This is a genomic window from Stenotrophomonas sp. 22DLJC03, assembly GCF_056861405.1.
Genome location: NZ_JBSPUG010000001.1, coordinates 623,131 through 638,276, shown reverse-complemented (window position 1 = coordinate 638,276; position 15,146 = coordinate 623,131). Strand labels below are relative to the sequence as shown.

The 15,146-nt window shown below is 65.8% G+C and carries 15 protein-coding genes, 4 tRNA genes and 1 other RNA gene; 5 read left to right on the top strand and 15 right to left on the bottom strand.

The window, feature by feature from the left end:
• Window positions 1-7: 7 nt before the first annotated feature.
• Entirely contained in the window at window positions 8-325 is a 318-nt protein-coding gene (locus tag AC13GA_RS02990; protein WP_046982829.1) for a DMT family transporter, read from the bottom strand.
• Between the two features lie 300 nt (window positions 326-625).
• Here AC13GA_RS02990 and ffs point away from each other — a divergent pair.
• Window positions 626-722, top strand: an RNA gene (ffs, locus tag AC13GA_RS02985) — signal recognition particle sRNA small type.
• Window positions 723-800: 78 nt separating this feature from the next.
• On the opposite strand, the gene AC13GA_RS02980 is transcribed toward ffs, so the two are convergent.
• The 3 genes from AC13GA_RS02980 to AC13GA_RS02970 are packed head-to-tail and all read right to left on the bottom strand — an operon-like array spanning window position 801 to window position 2,703.
• Window positions 801-1,190: a nuclear transport factor 2 family protein gene (locus AC13GA_RS02980; protein ID WP_482997486.1), complete on the bottom strand. Its 390-nt coding sequence runs from the start codon at window positions 1,188-1,190 to the stop codon at window positions 801-803.
• Window positions 1,187-1,954: an MBL fold metallo-hydrolase gene (locus AC13GA_RS02975; RefSeq protein WP_136639930.1), complete on the bottom strand. Its 768-nt coding sequence runs from the start codon at window positions 1,952-1,954 to the stop codon at window positions 1,187-1,189. Before AC13GA_RS02975 ends, AC13GA_RS02980 begins: the two co-directional genes overlap by 4 nt.
• Entirely contained in the window at window positions 1,954-2,703 is a 750-nt protein-coding gene (locus AC13GA_RS02970) for a 3-deoxy-D-manno-octulosonic acid kinase (protein WP_046982832.1), read from the bottom strand. The genes AC13GA_RS02975 and AC13GA_RS02970 overlap by 1 nt, the downstream gene beginning before the upstream one ends.
• A 20-nt stretch (window positions 2,704-2,723) precedes the next feature.
• Between AC13GA_RS02970 and AC13GA_RS02965 the strand changes: the two genes are divergently transcribed.
• Entirely contained in the window at window positions 2,724-3,770 is a 1,047-nt protein-coding gene (locus tag AC13GA_RS02965; RefSeq protein ID WP_482997485.1) for a glycosyltransferase family 9 protein, read from the top strand.
• A gap of 48 nt (window positions 3,771-3,818) precedes the next feature.
• On the opposite strand, the gene AC13GA_RS02960 is transcribed toward AC13GA_RS02965, so the two are convergent.
• Together AC13GA_RS02960 and AC13GA_RS02955 are read right to left on the bottom strand one after the other, a co-directional pair.
• A complete protein-coding gene (locus tag AC13GA_RS02960; protein WP_046982834.1) occupies window positions 3,819-4,223 on the bottom strand; it encodes a DUF6165 family protein in 405 nt (134 codons plus the stop codon).
• A 308-nt stretch (window positions 4,224-4,531) separates the two neighbouring features.
• Window positions 4,532-4,622 (bottom strand) — tRNA-Ser (locus AC13GA_RS02955).
• A gap of 166 nt (window positions 4,623-4,788) precedes the next feature.
• On the opposite strand from AC13GA_RS02955, the gene AC13GA_RS02950 reads away from it, so the two are divergent.
• Window positions 4,789-5,493 carry a PP2C family protein-serine/threonine phosphatase gene (locus AC13GA_RS02950; RefSeq protein WP_046982835.1) on the top strand — a complete coding sequence of 235 codons (705 nt, stop codon included), beginning with the start codon at window positions 4,789-4,791 and terminating at the stop codon, window positions 5,491-5,493.
• Between the two features lie 69 nt (window positions 5,494-5,562).
• On the opposite strand, the gene dnaQ is transcribed toward AC13GA_RS02950, so the two are convergent.
• The 3 genes from dnaQ to AC13GA_RS02935 are packed head-to-tail and all read right to left on the bottom strand — an operon-like array spanning window position 5,563 to window position 7,409.
• Complete coding sequence (gene dnaQ, locus AC13GA_RS02945) at window positions 5,563-6,294, bottom strand: DNA polymerase III subunit epsilon (RefSeq protein ID WP_136639929.1); 732 nt, start codon at window positions 6,292-6,294, stop codon at window positions 5,563-5,565.
• Between the two features lie 4 nt (window positions 6,295-6,298).
• On the bottom strand, window positions 6,299-6,751 hold the full coding sequence (gene rnhA, locus AC13GA_RS02940) for a ribonuclease HI (RefSeq protein WP_046982837.1): 453 nt from the start codon (window positions 6,749-6,751) through the stop codon (window positions 6,299-6,301).
• Between the two features lie 13 nt (window positions 6,752-6,764).
• Complete coding sequence (locus AC13GA_RS02935) at window positions 6,765-7,409, bottom strand: methyltransferase domain-containing protein (RefSeq protein ID WP_136639928.1); 645 nt, start codon at window positions 7,407-7,409, stop codon at window positions 6,765-6,767.
• A gap of 11 nt (window positions 7,410-7,420) precedes the next feature.
• Between AC13GA_RS02935 and gloB the strand changes: the two genes are divergently transcribed.
• Together gloB and AC13GA_RS02925 are read left to right on the top strand one after the other, a co-directional pair.
• The gene (gloB, locus tag AC13GA_RS02930) at window positions 7,421-8,185 is read left to right on the top strand and encodes a hydroxyacylglutathione hydrolase (RefSeq protein WP_136639927.1); all 765 of its coding nucleotides are present in this window, start codon (window positions 7,421-7,423) and stop codon (window positions 8,183-8,185) included.
• Window positions 8,182-9,381: a lytic transglycosylase domain-containing protein gene (locus AC13GA_RS02925; protein ID WP_136639926.1), complete on the top strand. Its 1,200-nt coding sequence runs from the start codon at window positions 8,182-8,184 to the stop codon at window positions 9,379-9,381. The genes gloB and AC13GA_RS02925 overlap by 4 nt, the downstream gene beginning before the upstream one ends.
• A gap of 175 nt (window positions 9,382-9,556) precedes the next feature.
• On the opposite strand, the gene AC13GA_RS02920 is transcribed toward AC13GA_RS02925, so the two are convergent.
• From AC13GA_RS02920 to lon, 6 genes are all read right to left on the bottom strand, one after another.
• Window positions 9,557-11,512, bottom strand: coding sequence for a peptidyl-prolyl cis-trans isomerase (locus AC13GA_RS02920; RefSeq protein ID WP_482997484.1), 1,956 nt, complete (start codon window positions 11,510-11,512; stop codon window positions 9,557-9,559).
• A 193-nt stretch (window positions 11,513-11,705) separates the two neighbouring features.
• Window positions 11,706-11,782: transfer RNA gene (locus AC13GA_RS02915), tRNA-Asp, on the bottom strand.
• A 106-nt stretch (window positions 11,783-11,888) separates the two neighbouring features.
• Window positions 11,889-11,965, bottom strand: a tRNA-Asp gene (locus AC13GA_RS02910).
• 26 nt (window positions 11,966-11,991) lie between these two features.
• A tRNA-Val gene (locus tag AC13GA_RS02905) sits at window positions 11,992-12,066 on the bottom strand.
• A gap of 11 nt (window positions 12,067-12,077) precedes the next feature.
• On the bottom strand, window positions 12,078-12,350 hold the full coding sequence (locus AC13GA_RS02900) for an HU family DNA-binding protein (RefSeq protein ID WP_004146343.1): 273 nt from the start codon (window positions 12,348-12,350) through the stop codon (window positions 12,078-12,080).
• 217 nt (window positions 12,351-12,567) lie between these two features.
• Complete coding sequence (gene lon / locus AC13GA_RS02895; RefSeq protein WP_046988260.1) at window positions 12,568-15,018, bottom strand: endopeptidase La; 2,451 nt, start codon at window positions 15,016-15,018, stop codon at window positions 12,568-12,570.
• Window positions 15,019-15,146 lie beyond the last annotated feature (128 nt).

Genomic DNA, 15,146 nt, shown 5'->3' with positions numbered 1-15,146 from the left:
AATGCATTCAGCTGCTCGAGAGTTTCATCAGCACCAGGCCGGAAACGATCAGCAGCGCCGCACCGATCCGCATCGGGCTGACCTGCTCGCCAAGGAACACGATGCCGACCACGAAGGCGCCAACCGCCCCGATGCCCGTCCAGATCGTATAAGCGGTACCCAGCGGCAGACTGCGCATGGCCACCGCAAGCAGCCAGAAGCTGGCGATCATGCCGATGATGGTGACCACCGTAGGGGTGAGCCTGGTGAAGCCTTCAGACTGCTTCATGGACACGGCCCAGACGATTTCCAGCAGGCCGGCGAACAACAGATAGATCCAGGCCATGACAGCCCTCCTCTTGGTAGGGCCAGGCCGTCCTGGTCATTGATTCCCGATGTGGGGGAGGTCGTTCCTCCTGGCCGGCATTCTAGCAACGCCGGTTGGCCCGGGCCGTTGCCTGCGGTCAGGGGTTACAGCTGATTCAGCGCATGAAGCTGGCGCCGGCGTGCATGCCTGGGCTAGAATACGCGCCTGCCATCGGCCAGCCGATGCGCAGTCCGGCTGTGGTCTCCGGCGCGACGCGCGCTGCTTCCCCTGATCCGCGAACTGGCCGCCTTCTGGGCGGCCAACGTCTCTATGGTGGCCCCGTCGGCCCCTCGCGACGCTAGGTCGAAAATCCCGCCAGGGCCGGAAGGCAGCAACGGTATCGATCGACGCGGGCGCCGAGGTCAGCCGGCGGGGCCACCGCCTTTTCGGGCGCTGCCCCACTTCTGGTGGCTGCCAACCTTGGTTGGCGCTCTTCGCCGGGCATGGCCCGGCGCTAACGTGCTTCAGGCGTGCCCTGGTGGAACACCACCCGCCATCCCTGCGCGTGCCGTCGCCACAGCGAACTGCGCAACACCCAGCCCTGGGCCTGGCCACCAACGTGGTAGCGGCTGCGGTAGCGCACCTGTGCCAGGCCGTCGGACAGCAGCCACACGGCATAGTCGCCCGATTCAATCTCAACCTCCGCCCGCTCCTGCGGAATCTCCTGCAGCGCAGCGGCACGCCCATAACAGCGGCCGGAACTGCCGATCTCGCTGAAATCCTCGTCCAGCAGCGCCTCCAGGCGCTCGCGGTCACCGCGCAGATGTGGCCCGTGCAGGGCGCGCTCCAGCGCCTCCAGTGCGGCAGCCAGCGCCGCATCGGCGGGCCGGCCGGCAGCGCTCACGGCGGGTCCTGGGCCAGGACGTGCGGGGCGGTCGGATTGGCCAGCGGCACGCACTGCCCTGGCTGGGCCACACGGTGTCCACGCGCGGCCAGCGCCTGGCCGTCGGCTTTGCTGGCGTAGTGATAGAGCATCATCCGCGCCTGCAGTTCAGCGCTGTACTCGCGCTCCAGATCATCCACGCCGGTATGCGACGGGTTGCCGTGCAGGCCACAGTCGTGGGCGATCAGCTCATTGTCATCGGCGAAGCGGGCGAGCATTTCCGGAATCGGCCGGGTATCGCCGCTCCAGGTCAGCGCACCCTGCAGGCGCAGGCCATAGGCAGTCTCCGGCCAGTGGTGGCGCACCGGAAACACTTCCAGGCGCACGCCCTCGTGCCAGAACGCATCGCCCACCACGATCAGCTGGAACGCGTCCCAGAAGTTGGCGCCGCCCTCGGCCAGCACGTTCGGGTAATCGCCGATGCGCTTGTGCAGGAGCGGCACCACCGTCGCCGGCACGTACAGGCGCACCTTGCCGCGCCGCTGCCCACTGAAGAAGGTGTCGACGAACAACCGTTCGAAGCCGGCCACGTGATCCAGGTGCACATGGGTGACGAACAGCGCCTGCGGCATGTGCCCGTAGTGGCCCTTGAACGCGGTCAGGCCCTCACCACCACAATCGATGGTCAGCCACGGCCTCCCCTCGCGCTCGATCACCGACATCGGCGAGCCCAGCTCGACCGCCGACGCATTGCCGACGCCGAGGAAACGCAACGACCAGTCCATCAGGTGCCCCGGTTCCAGGCCATGTCATAGGCGCGGCGCAGCCGCATGTAGTCCTTCTGCACGTCTTCCATGCTGCGCTCGCCGCGCAGCTTGACCAGCGAGCGCAGCAGGCGCTTCAGATTGCGCTCGCGCCAGGCGGTGGCCGGGATGCGGATCACCCCGCGGTCGAAGTCGATCAACCAGCCATGACCATTGCCATCGAACAGGATGTTGTGCGCATTGAGGTCGGCATGATCCAGCCCGGCCCGGTGAAAGCGGGCGATCAATCGCCCGGTTTCTTCCCAAGGCGCTCCACGGCCGGCAACCAGCGCGCGATCGGCCAGCGAGCGCACGCCCTCGATCCGCTCCATCAGGATCGCCGCCCGGTAGCGCAGGCCCTCGCGCATGTAGAACGCCGCCAGGGGCCGGGGTACCGGCAGCTTCTTCTCGCGCAATGCGCGCATCAGCCGGAATTCGGCGAAGCTGCGGGTCCGATCGGCGCCGCGCCAGAGGTACTGGTCATGGCTGATTTTCGCCGCCAGGCCGCCGCGCAGGTAGTGGCGCAGGACGCTGGTACCGAACGGCGCATCGATGAACCAGGCGCTTCCACGGCCACCCTCGCCGACCGGCCGGGCCTTGCTGCCCCAGTGCTGGGGCGAGAACAGGTCGGCCTCGGCTTGCCGCAGCCGCTCGCGGTCGAACAGAATGGCCCCGATGCCGCGACCCTCGCGGCATGGCGTCAGCGCTTCATTGGCGTCGAATGCGACCATTTCTTTGAGTCTAACAACACATGGCATCAGCGTCCTCCTCATTGTGCCTCCTGCGCCTGTCCGCACTCGGCGATGTCACCCACGTGGTGCCCTTGGTGCGCACGCTGCAGGCTGCGCGGCCGGACACGCCGATCCACTGGATCATCGACAAGGCCGGTCACAAGCTCCTCGAGGGCCTGCCCGGCGTGACCTTCCATGCCTATGACAAGAAGAGCGGCATGGCCGGCGTCAAGGAGCTGCGCAAGCAGCTGCCGCCGGGTCGCTTCGAGGCACTGCTGCAGATGCAGGTCGCGTTCCGCGCCAACCTGCTGTCGGCGTTCATTCCGGCCGAACGCCGCATCGGCTATGACCGCAGCCGCTCCAAGGACCTGCATGGTCTCTTCATCAACGAACGCATTCCCGACCGCCCCGGCATCCACGTGCTCGACGCCATTGGCAGCTTCTGCGAGCCGATGGGCCTGCGCCAGACGGAGGTCAGCTGGGACCTGGCCGTGCCGCCGGCGGCCTCTGAGTGGGCCGCCGCGCAGTGGAAGGACGATGGCCGTCCGGTGCTGATGATCTCGCCGTGCTCCAGCCACGTGCGCCGCAACTGGTACGCCGACCGCTATGCCGCCGTTGCCAGCCACGCCGCACAGCGTGGCTGGAAGGTCGTGTTGTGTGGCGGCCGCAGCGAACTGGAGCGCAGCATGGCCGACGCCATCCTGGCGCAGTTGGATACACCGGCGCTGGACCTGGTCGGCAAGGACACGCTCAAGCAGCTGCCTGCCCTGCTTGCCCGCGCCAACCTGGTGATGACCCCGGATTCGGGCCCGATGCACATCGCCAATGCCATGGGTTCCAAGGTGCTGGGCCTGCACGCGGCCAGCAACCCGCACCGCAGCGGCCCCTACTCGGACCGCCGCTACTGCGTGGACCGCTACGACGACGCCGCGCGCAAGTATCTGGGCAAGCAGGCTGCCGACCTGAAGTGGGGCACCAAGATCGAGTTCGATGACGTGATGGAACTGATCAGCGTCGAAGACGGTATCGCTGCGTTCGAACGCTACGTCGCCGACCACCTGGGGTGAGCGGCAGTCGCCATCCACGCATGGCGTGGATCTCCCCTTTGGCCGGGATTACGCGCGCTGCGCGTAATCCTGGTACGACTTCTCTTCCACGTACGCCGAACCGAGCGCCAGGTTGATCGCCTTCTTGATGCGCGCGCGCTCATCGTTGCGCAGGTAGACGCTGCGCGCCAGGTCGATGAAGCCCTGGTCGAACGCCTGCGCCTTCTCCTTCAGGCGGATGTCGTCCTCGATATCCCACAGCTGCTCGTTGACCGCCTTCAGCTCGGCACGCAGCTTGGCGATGTCCTTCACCGCCGCCGGGTGCGCCATCCAGGTCTGCTCCAGCGCCGACAGCTCCTTGCGCACGTTGGCCAGCTTGCCTTCGTCGCTGATGCGCTCGGACTTGATCTGCAGGATCGAGATCTTGTCCAGCAACTCGCCGAAAGAAACGGGGACGAGGATTTCAGCGGTCATGGGGAAAGCTCCAGCAGGTGAGGCAGGCAGTTTAACTCGCAGCTCGCGATGGAATGGGTAGATCCACGCCATGCGTGGATGGTTCAGCTCGGCAGGAAGAGCGTCCACGCATGGCGTGGATCTCCAGATGCATCTGGAGGAACAAACCCCACTGTTGAGGAGCTGCCCCGACAGTGGCGGGGAGAGGCAGGCAAAGGGAGGGGCCCATAGGTTGCGCAGCAACGTGTGGGGCGACGCGCAAAGCGCGTCGCGTCCCGCGCCAGATAAAAGAAAAAGGGCCGCCTTTCGGCAGCCCTTTTTCTTTTATCTGGCGGAGAGGGGGGGATTCGAACCCCCGAGGCGCTATAAACGCCTGCCTGATTTCGAGTCAGGTACATTCAACCACTCTGCCACCTCTCCGGGTGGTCCCCGGCGGACCGGGGACGCGCATCATACGAGGAAGTGAGGCCGACGACAAGTCATTACGAACAACCCGATGAAAATTTCCCGGGTGCATGCCTTGCCGGATCCCGGCCACCACCCGATGATGCCCGTCTCCCCCGCAATACCGCGCCCGTTGCCCACCATGATCGAATTCGGACATCTCACCCATCCCGGCATGCGCCGCGAGCTCAACGAGGACACCTACTACGGTGACAGCGAGCTCGGCCTTTGGCTGGTGGCTGATGGCATGGGCGGGCACGCCTGCGGCGAGGTCGCCAGCGCGCTGGCACGCGAGGCCATCGTGCGCGAGATCCGTCGCGGGGCACCGCTGGCGCAGGCCATCCGTACTGCCGATGAAGAGATCATCCGCGCCTCGCGCCGCCGCAACGACACCCTGCCGATGGGCACCACCGTGGTGGCCGCACGCGTGCACGGCAACCGCTATGAAGTGGCGTGGGTCGGCGACAGCCGTGCCTACCTGTGGCGCGACGGCCAGCTGGCCCAGCTCAGCCAGGACCACAGCGTAGTGCAGGAACTGGTCACCCAGGGCAATCTCACCGCCGAACAGGCGCGTGCGCATCCGCACCGCAACGTCGTCACCCAGGCACTGGGCGTGACCGATCCAGCGCATCTGAACGTGGCCACCACCAGCGGCGAACTGCGCCCGGGCATGCAATTGCTCCTGTGCAGTGACGGCCTCACCGAGGAAGTGGACGACCGCGGCATTGCCCGCACCCTCGCCTTCGAGGATGCCAGCGCGCAGGAATGCGTGGATACGCTGGTCGCGGCCGCGCTCGATGGCGGTGGCCGCGACAACATCAGCGTGATCCTGGTGCGCTGCCACTAACCGGTAGATCCACGCCACGCGTGGATACGGCGCTGCCGGCCAGCAGCCGGCACTACCCCATCCCAGGCATTACACGCTGGCAGGCTCTTCCACCTTCGGGCCATCCCACAGCGCGTGGCCGGCCTTCTTGCGCAGCCGCTCCAGGCGTGCGGTGTGCGCTTCCAGTTCCGACGGCGTGGCCACCACGCGCGGGCGCGGCAACAGCTTGCTGGTATCGAAGGCCAGCAATGCCGCACCGGCAGCGCCGGCATCGTCATCGCCCAGCCCGAAACCGATCTCCTCCTGGCCCGAGGTCAGGGCGATGTAGACGTCGCCCAGGATCTGCGCATCGAGCAGGCCGCCGTGCAGTGCGCGGTGCGAATTGTCCACGCCCAGCCGCCTGCACAGCGCATCCAGCGAGTTGCGCTGGCCCGGGAAGCGCTCGCGCGCCATCACCAGGGTATCGATCACGGTGCAGCGGTCGGTGATCTTCCCGTACTGCGGCCCCAGCAATGAAAGCTCGTTGTCGAGGAAGCCCAGGTCGAACGCCGCGTTGTGGATGATCAGCTCGGCGCCATCGATGAACGCCAGGAACTCGTCGGCGATCTGCGCGAAGTCCGGCTTGTCATCAAGGAACTCCAGGGTCAGGCCGGTGACTTCCTGCGCGCCCTGTTCGAACTCGCAGTCCGGCTTGATGTACTGGTGGTAGTTGTTGCCGGTCGGTCGGCGCTTGAACAGCTCCACACAGCCGATTTCAACGATGCGGTTGCCCTTCTTCCATTCCAGGCCGGTGGTTTCGGTATCGAGGATGATCTGACGCATGGGCTCAGTTTACCGGGCTGGAGTCGCGGATCTGGATGGCCGCATTGCGGGCCAGGGTATCCACCCGCTCGTTGTCTGGGTCACCGGAGTGGCCCTTCACCCAGCGCCAGTCGATCTGGTGGCGCAGCGTGGCCGCCTGCAGGCGCTCCCACAGCTCGCGGTTCTTCACCGGGTCGCCGCCAGCGGTCTTCCAGTTCTTGCGGATCCAGCCGGGCAGCCACTGGGTCAGGCCCTGCCGCACATACTGCGAATCGGTGTAGAGCACGATGTTGCACGGCTCGGTCAGCGACTCCAGGCCGGAGATGGCCGCCATCAGCTCCATCCGGTTGTTGGTGGTGTGCGCTTCGCCGCCGCTCAGTTCACGCTCGTGGCCCTTGTAGCGCAGCAGCGCAGCCCAGCCGCCGGGGCCGGGATTGCCAAGGCAGGAACCGTCGGTGTGGATTTCGATGGTTTTCAATACAACTCCAGAATCAGGTAGCAACAGTGCCGTGCCAGCGCACCGGCAGCGGTTTCGGCCCGGGCAGGGCCAGCGTGCGTTTTTCGGCATGGAACAGGCAGGCCGCGCGCAGTGGTGCCCAGCCGCCGGGACGACGGCTGCCGCCGCCCTGCCAGAGCGGACCGAGGTAGCGCATATCGTCGCACTCCAGGCCATGGCGGCCGAGTAGCAGGCGGATCCGCTGCGGCGTGCGCACCACCAGCCCATGCTGGCGCCAGCGCGTGCGGTACGGGCTGAACGGATTGAGGCTGCTCAGCCACAGGTGGCCGCCCGGCATCAGCACGCGTTCGCACTCATCCAGCAGCTGGTCCGCATCGGCCGCGACCACATGCTGCAGAACGATGGCGTTGACGCTCTCATTGGCCAGCGGCAATGGCAGGGCGCAGCGGGTGTCGCCGGCATAGCCCTGCCCCTGCCGGAACAGGCGCAGACCGCGTCCGCCCAGCTGTGCATCGTCCAGCCACGCCGCACTTGGTGCGATCCACAGCCACGGCTGCGTCGGCAGCACCGACAGCTGCGGCAGCAGCAACTGCCGCTCCAGCACGCGCAATGCCACCGCCGGTTCGCTGTCGAACCACGGGGCCTGGCTCGCTTGACGGGTGCTCTGCAGCGCGGGCATGGTCCAATTCTATGCGACTGACTGCCCTGACCGCATTTGCGGACAACTACATCTGGATGTTGATCGACGACGATGGTGCAGCCGTGGTCGTCGATCCCGGCGATGCTGCGCCGGTGCTCGCGCTGGCCGACCAGGGCCTGCGCGTGGACAGCATCCTGCTCACCCATCACCACGATGACCACATTGGCGGCGTGCCCGCACTGCAGGCGCGTTTTCCCGGTGTGCGGGTAATCGCACCGGCCGAGGAGCGCATCCCGACGGCGACCGAGCGGGTCGGCGAAGGTGAACGCGTTCAGGCACTGGGCCGGATGTTCCACGTACTATCCGTGCCCGGGCATACCCGCAGCCACATCGCGTTTCACACTGCTGAACACCTTTTCAGCGGAGATTCGTTGTTCAGCCTGGGCTGTGGGCGCCTGTTCGAAGGTACGCCGTCCCAGCTGCTGGCATCGATGCTGAAGCTGGGTGCCCTGCCCGCGCAACTGCTGCTGTGTTGCGCTCATGAGTACACCGTGTCAAATGCCGTCTTCGCGCGGCATGTCGACCCCGCCAACGCTGCCCTGTGGCAGCGCCAAGAGGAGGCTTTGGCCATGCGCCGCGATGACCGTTCCACCCTGCCGGTAACCCTGGCCAACGAATTCGACTGCAATCCCTTCCTGCGTGTGCACACGGCGCCGATCCGTGCGTCGGTGTCGGCACACCTGGGCCGTGACGTCGTTGACGACGTCGACGTGATGGCCGGTCTCCGGCATTGGAAAGACGGCTTCCGCGCATGATGCGCCGAAGTCTGCCGCTGGCCCTGGGCCTTGTCCTGGGGCTGGCCGGAACCGCAGGCGCACAGTCGCTGGGCGCCGGCATCAGCCAGAACCTGACCGCCGCTGCGGCGCTGCCGCTGGATCCGTCCGCGCTGCCTGCGCCCTCGGTGCGCAATGGCCAGGAGATCTTCACCAGCTTCCGCGATGGCCTGGCCGAACCCAGCTGCGATGCCGAAGCCACCAGCCCGCGCTGGCAGAAGCAGTTCGCCCACGCGCCGTCCCGCCTGGCCAATCAGGATGACGACGCACTGGTGCTGTTCGGTTATGTGGTTGAAGAACTGCGCAAAGCCAACCTGCCCACCGAATTCGCCCTGATTCCCTTCGTGGAAAGCGGTTACCGGCCCAATGCCCGCAACGGCAGCGGCCCGACCGGCCTGTGGCAGTTCATCGCCACCACCGCACGCAACCATCGCGTGCCGATGGCCAACGGCTATGACGGACGCCTCTCTGCGGTCGATTCGACCCAGGCCGCGGTGCGTTACCTGAAGACCCTGCACGGCATGTTCGGTGGCGACTGGCGCCTGGCCACCATGGCCTACAACGCCGGCGAGTACCGCGTGCTGCAGTCGCTGCGCAAGGCTGGCATGAATGCGCAGAACGCCAAGCCCTCGGCGCTGCCCGGCCTGTCGCCGGTCACCTATGCCTACGTCGAGAAGCTGCATGCCCTGGCCTGCGTGCTGGAAGACGTGGAAGACCAGCCGCGCGTGATGGCCTCGCTGGACCGCACCGTGCCGGTGCTGAAGGACCACACCCTGCCGGCCGGCACCAGCGTCCAGCAATGGGCCGCACAGCGCGCCCTGGACCCGGCCAGGATCGCCCGCCTCAACCCCGCCCTGGCAGGCGGTGGCCGCGCCTCCGGCACCACTCGCGTGCTGGCGCCGGTCTCGGCCACCAATGCGACAGTGGCAGAGGCTGCCACCGCGCTGGTCGCCAGCGCCGTTCCGGTCGCCGCAGCCGCGCCAACGCCCCAGGTGGCCAAGACCGTCGCGGCCATCGCCGACCGTCCGCGCAGCCGTCGCCACACCGTGCGAAATGGCGAGTCTGCCTGGACCATCGCCCGCCGCTACGGCATGCCGGTGAAGGCCCTGCTGTCGCTGAACGGCCTGAGCGGCAGCAGCGTGCTGAAGCCGGGCGCGGTACTGCGCGTCGAAGACTGACGCGCCAGCCAAGCACTCCCTGTAGAGCCGAGCCCACGCTCGGCTTTTTCTTGCGCGGTGCGGCTGCTTCGACATGCTTCTCGTAGAGTCGAGCTTGCTCGACTCTACGCACCCACACCTACAAAAAAAGGCCCGGCAATGCCGGGCCTTTCTCGTTCCTGCAAACCGATGAGGCTTACAGGTTCGCTTCGGTGGTCTGGATCACGAACTTCTTGCGCATCGCCTCGATGTAGGCCTTGGCTGCGGCCATGCCGTCGATCTGGCTCAGCTGGTCCTTCAGCTGCTTCTGCTGCTCGGCGGTCACTTCCTTGATGTCGCCCGGATTGACCTTGTTCACTGCGAACAGCAGCGCGTGGCCGTTGACGTCAACCTTGCCGTAGCTCGGCTTGCCTTCGGCCGGGACCGGTGCGCTGAAGATCGCGCGATTGATTTCCGGGGTCGGCACCGGCTGGCTGCGCGGCAGGCCCGGCATCGGGCTCAGCTGCAGCTTCTCGCTGGCGGACAGCGACTGCAGGGTGGCGCCGGCCTTCAGCTTGGCCAGCACGGCGTCGGCCGCCTTGTCGCTGGCCTGGCGCTGGCGGTCGGCGCGGATCGCGGCGATTACCTGCTCGCGGGCCTTGTCCAGCGGCATCGCTTGTTCCGGGGTGTGCGCAGCCACGCGGATGACCACGCTGTGGTTGGTGGCGCCACCCAGGGCGATCGGGTCGCTGGCGGTGCCGTCCTGCACCAGCACGTCGGAGAAGGCGGCACGCAGCACGGCCGGATCGGTGGCAATACCGCTGGCGGTAGCACGGGTGATCGGGCCCAGGGTCTGCAGCGGCAGGTTCACTTCCTTGGCCGCAGCGGCCAGATCGCTCGGGCTCTTGTTGATGGCGTCGACCAGGCGACCGGCCAGCTCGTTGAAGCCGCGCTCGCCGTCGGCCTTCAGCTGCTCTGCGGCGAGCGTGTCACGCACTTCCTCGAACGACTTGCCTTCGCCACCGCGCACGGCGGCGACCTTGATGACGTGGTAACCGAAGTCGGTCTTCACCGGGCCGATCACGTCACCCGCCTTGGCGGCGAACAGGGCGTCTTCGAACGGCTTGACCATTGCGCCACGCTCGACCCAGCCCAGGTCACCGCCCTGGTCCTTCGAACCCGGATCTTCCGAGTTGGCCTTGGCCAACGCGGCGAAGTCGGCGCCGGCAGCCTTGGCCTCGGCAGCGATCTTGTTCGCCTTGGCTTCGGCACCGTCACCGGTCAGCAGGATGTGCGAGGCCTGGCGCTGTTCCGGCGAGGTGAACTTCGCCTTCTCGTCTTCATAGCGCTTGCGCAGGGTGGCTTCGTCGGCCGCGGTCGGCGCCGGCAGGTTGCCACCGTTGATCTCGACGTACTCCAGCGACACGCTCTCGGCCTGGCGGAAATCCTTGCCATGGCTGTCGTACCACTGCTTGATCTGCGCGTCGGTGACCGGCGCGGTATCGGCCGGCACTTCCGGCAGCGCAGCCAGCTCGACGTCGCGGGTTTCACCCAGCAGCTTCAGCAGGCGCTCGGTTTCGGCCTGGGTAACGAAGCCGGAGTTCTGCAGGCCGGAAGGAATCACCGACTGCTGCAGGCTCTCACGCACCAGTTCCTGGAACTGGGTGGGGGTACGCGGCGGATTGCCGCCGGCCAGGGCCAGGCGGTAGTTGTTCTCGTTGAACTTGCCGTTCGAATCGAGGAAGGCCGGAATGGTGGTGATGTACTCACGCACCGCGCCATCGCCGATCACAACACCGGCCTGCTCACCGACCAGGCGCACGACCTGCTCATCGATCAACTGATCGAGCACGGCCATCTTGCTTTCAGTGCTCTCGAACGCGCGCGGGTCGAAGTTCTCGCCCTGCTGCTGGCGCTCACGCATGCGCTCCTGTTCGAAGCGGGTGCGGAAATCCTGCGCACTGATCTCATGGTGCTGCCACAGCATGCGCACCGGCCACCACGACGGGGCCGAACGCCACCAGGTCGGAGGCGCGGAAACCTTGGCCACGTTCTGTGCGCCAACGCCACCGAGATAGCTGTTGTCGATCACGAACAGGAACGGAATCATCAGCAGCCCCAGGATCACAGTGACGATCCAGCCTGAGGTCTTGTCGCGGAGTTTCTGCAGCATGGTGAGGAATCACAAGGCCTGATTGGCGAGCCCGGCAGTGTAACCCGCTTCGTCGCAGGGACCAAAAGCAGCCCCGGCGCGGCCTGCGCCGCATCCTCGCAGCAACCCGCCACTGGCAGATGCATGCCTCGCGTCCGACCGCGCGAACAACACAAAGAAAAAGCCCCCGGCTTGCGCCGAGGGCTTTTAAAGTTGGCGGAGCGGACGGGACTCGAACCCGCGACCTCCGGCGTGACAGGCCAGCATTCTAACCAGCTGAACTACCGCTCCGCGCTTGAACTTTGCAGGCGCCCAGTATATCCGAAGACACCCTGGAAACCCAGCCCGATGAACACTTTTTTCAAAGTTTTTTCACGGGGACTTAAGAATTCTGCAATGGCGGAGCGGACGGGACTCGAACCCGCGACCTCCGGCGTGACAGGCCAGCATTCTAACCAGCTGAACTACCGCTCCACACTCAAACTTTTACCGCGGTGCTGTGGTGGGTGCTGAGGGTTTCGAACCCCCGACCCTCTCCGTGTAAAGGAGACGCTCTACCGCTGAGCTAAGCACCCCAGCGAGCCGCTTAGTTTACAGCATCCTTCAGGGCCTTACCAGCCTTGAACGACGGATTCTTCGAAGCAGCGATCTTGATGGTGTCGCCGGTCTTCGGGTTGCGGCCGGTGCGGGCAGCACGGTCGCGGACCTGGAAGGTACCGAAGCCAACCAGGGTGACCGCATCGCCGTCCTTCAGCGCCTTGGTGACGGCAGCAACGACGGCATCGACAGCGCGGCTGGACTCGGCCTTGGTCAGGTCGGCAGCTTCAGCAACGGCATCGATCAATTCGGTCTTGTTCATTCTTTACAACTCCTTTGGCGGTGGGTTCCGCAGATTCGACAGGGAAGCAACCGCACGCCTTCTGCATGCGGCCGCCATGTGGAAACGGTTCGCTGATTCAGTCATCGCCGACAGCGATCACTCATTCGCGAGTGCTGCTTTTATACCAGTGGCCCTACCCCCACGCAAGCTGGAAAGCCAGCAACGACGCGGGTTTCAAGCCATTGGACAGCGCGCGTCAATGCTTGACGCGCGCGCTTCCACTCGGTTTGGCCTTGCTGCGCACCGTGACGCGTTGCGCACTCTTGCGCGCCTTCTTCGGTGCCAGCGGACGCTCCAGCGCCAGGTCCAGGACTTCTTCGATGTACTTCACCGGCACGATCTGCAGATCGCGGGTGACGCTGGCCGGGATGTCGGCCAGGTCCTTGCGGTTCTCTTCGGGGATGATGACGGTGCGGATACCGCCACGCAGTGCGGCCAGCAGCTTCTCCTTCAGGCCACCGATGGCAGTGACGCGACCACGCAGGGTGATCTCGCCGGTCATCGCCACATCGGCACGCACCGGCACCTTGGTCAGCATCGACACCAGCGAGGTGACCATCGCTGCACCGGCGCTGGGGCCGTCCTTCGGCGTGGCGCCATCGGGCACGTGCACGTGCACGTCGTGCTTCTGCAGGAAGTCGCTGTCGATGCCGAAGCCGACGGCGCGCGAACGCACCACCGACAGCGCCGCCGATGCCGACTCCTTCATCACGTTGCCAAGCTGACCGGTCAGGATCAGCTGGCCCTTGCCCGGCACCAGCGTCGATTCGATCTGCAGCAGATCGCCGCCCACCTCGGTCCAGGCCAGGCCGGTAACCAGGCCGATCTCGTTCTCTTCCTCGGCGCGACCGAAGTCGAAGCGACGCACGCCCAGGTACTTGTCCAGGTTCTTGCCGGTCACGCTGACCAGCGCCTTGGACTTCTTCGCACCCTTCTTCGCCTTCACCGGCTGCGGGCCGGCCAGCGCGATCTCCTTCACCACCTTGCGGCAGATCTTGGCGATCTCGCGCTCCAGGTTGCGCACGCCCGATTCGCGCGTGTAGTAACGCACGATGTCCTGAATGGCATCGGCGCCGATTTCCAGCTCTTCCGGCTTCAGGCCGTTGGCCTTGATCTGCTTGGGCGACAGGTAACGGGTGGCGATGTTGAGCTTCTCATCCTCGGTGTAGCCGGGGATGCGGATCACTTCCATGCGGTCCAGCAGCGGGCCCGGAATGTTGAGTGAGTTCGAGGTGGCCACGAACATCACTTCGGACAGGTCCAGGTCCACTTCCAGGTAGTGGTCGTTGAAGGCGTTGTTCTGCTCCGGATCGAGCACTTCCAGCAGCGCTGACGACGGATCGCCACGGAAGTCCATCGACATCTTGTCGATCTCATCCAGCACGAACAGCGGGTTCTTGCTGCCCACCTTGTTGAGGTTCTGCACGATGCGGCCCGGCATCGAACCGACGTAGGTTCGGCGATGGCCACGGATCTCAGCCTCGTCGCGTACGCCGCCCAGCGACATGCGCACGAACTTGCGGTTGGTGGCCTTGGCGATGGACTGGCCCAGCGAGGTCTTGCCCACGCCCGGCGGACCAACCAGGCACAGGATCGGCCCCTTCATCTGCTTCACCCGCGACTGCACTGCCAGGTACTCAAGGATGCGTTCCTTGACCTTCTCCAGGCCGTAGTGATCGGCGTCCAGGGTGTCCTGCGCGGCCTTCAGGTCCTTGCGCACCTTGCTGCGCTTCTTCCACGGCACGCCCAGCAACCACTCAAGGTAGTTGCGCACCACCGCCGCTTCGGCGGACATCGGCGACATCTGCTTGAGCTTGTTCAGTTCGTTGCGCGCCTTGGCCTCAACAGCCTTCGGCATGCCGGCTTCGGCGATCTTGCGGGCCAGCTCTTCCAGCTCGCCCGGTGCGTCGTCGAGGTCACCCAGTTCCTTCTGGATGGCCTTCATCTGTTCGTTGAGGTAGTACTCGCGCTGGCTCTTCTCCATCTGCGACTTCACGCGGCCGCGGATGCGCTTTTCCATCTGCTGCACGTCGATCTCGCCGTCGACCAGGCCGACCAGCATCTCCAGGCGGTCGCCCACCGCCAGCGTTTCCAGCAGGCGCTGCTTGTCGGACAGGCGCACGCTGATGTGCGCGGCAATGGTGTCGGCCAGACGCGCCGGCTCATCGATGCCGGACAGGGTCTGCAGCAACTCCGGCGGCAGCTTGCGGTTGGTCTTCACGTACTGCTCGAACAACGACATCAGCGAGCGGGCGATCGCCTCGACCTCGCGTGCTTCGCGTTCGTCGGTGGCGTCGATCTCCACGGCCTGGCCATGCAGCGAGCCGTTGCGCTCGTCGACGTGGGTCACCTGCACGCGCGACAGGCCTTCGACCAGCACCTTGATGGTGCCGTCGGGCAGCTTCAGCAGCTGCAGCACCTGCGCCAGCGTACCGACCTGGTAGAGGTCGGCCGCATGCGGGTCATCGGTCTCGGCCGACTTCTGCGCCAGCAGCAGGATGCGCTTGTCCGCTTCCATTGCCTGTTCGAGCGCGTGCATGGACTTGTCACGGCCGACGAACAGCGGGATGACCATGTGCGGGAACACCACTACGTCGCGCAGCGGCAGGACCGGCAGGTCGAGGGTTTCACTTGGGGAACGGGCCATGGGGGCTCCAGGGAAGGGGAAAACCGCCTCCGGGAGGGCATCTTCCGGAGACAAAAAAAGCCGATGGCCCCGTTATGGGGCCATCGGCTTTCAGATGCAAGGCGTTCGTTTAAAATCCTTTCAAATCA

Bases quoted from the DNA above. Each gene is read 5' to 3' on its own strand.
- AC13GA_RS02990 (WP_046982829.1), bottom strand. From the start codon at position 325: ATGGCCTGGATCTATCTGTTGTTCGCCGGCCTGCTGGAAATCGTCTGG.
- AC13GA_RS02975 (WP_136639930.1), bottom strand. From the start codon at position 1,954: ATGGACTGGTCGTTGCGTTTCCTCGGCGTCGGCAATGCGTCGGCGGTC.
- AC13GA_RS02970 (WP_046982832.1), bottom strand. From the start codon at position 2,703: ATGGTCGCATTCGACGCCAATGAAGCGCTGACGCCATGCCGCGAGGGT.
- AC13GA_RS02965 (WP_482997485.1), top strand. From the start codon at position 2,724: ATGGCATCAGCGTCCTCCTCATTGTGCCTCCTGCGCCTGTCCGCACTC.
- AC13GA_RS02960 (WP_046982834.1), bottom strand. From the start codon at position 4,223: ATGACCGCTGAAATCCTCGTCCCCGTTTCTTTCGGCGAGTTGCTGGAC.
- AC13GA_RS02950 (WP_046982835.1), top strand. From the start codon at position 4,789: ATGATCGAATTCGGACATCTCACCCATCCCGGCATGCGCCGCGAGCTC.
- dnaQ (WP_136639929.1), bottom strand. From the start codon at position 6,294: ATGCGTCAGATCATCCTCGATACCGAAACCACCGGCCTGGAATGGAAG.
- AC13GA_RS02935 (WP_136639928.1), bottom strand. From the start codon at position 7,409: ATGCCCGCGCTGCAGAGCACCCGTCAAGCGAGCCAGGCCCCGTGGTTC.
- gloB (WP_136639927.1), top strand. From the start codon at position 7,421: ATGCGACTGACTGCCCTGACCGCATTTGCGGACAACTACATCTGGATG.
- AC13GA_RS02925 (WP_136639926.1), top strand. From the start codon at position 8,182: ATGATGCGCCGAAGTCTGCCGCTGGCCCTGGGCCTTGTCCTGGGGCTG.
- AC13GA_RS02920 (WP_482997484.1), bottom strand. From the start codon at position 11,512: ATGCTGCAGAAACTCCGCGACAAGACCTCAGGCTGGATCGTCACTGTG.
- AC13GA_RS02900 (WP_004146343.1), bottom strand. From the start codon at position 12,350: ATGAACAAGACCGAATTGATCGATGCCGTTGCTGAAGCTGCCGACCTG.
- lon (WP_046988260.1), bottom strand. From the start codon at position 15,018: ATGGCCCGTTCCCCAAGTGAAACCCTCGACCTGCCGGTCCTGCCGCTG.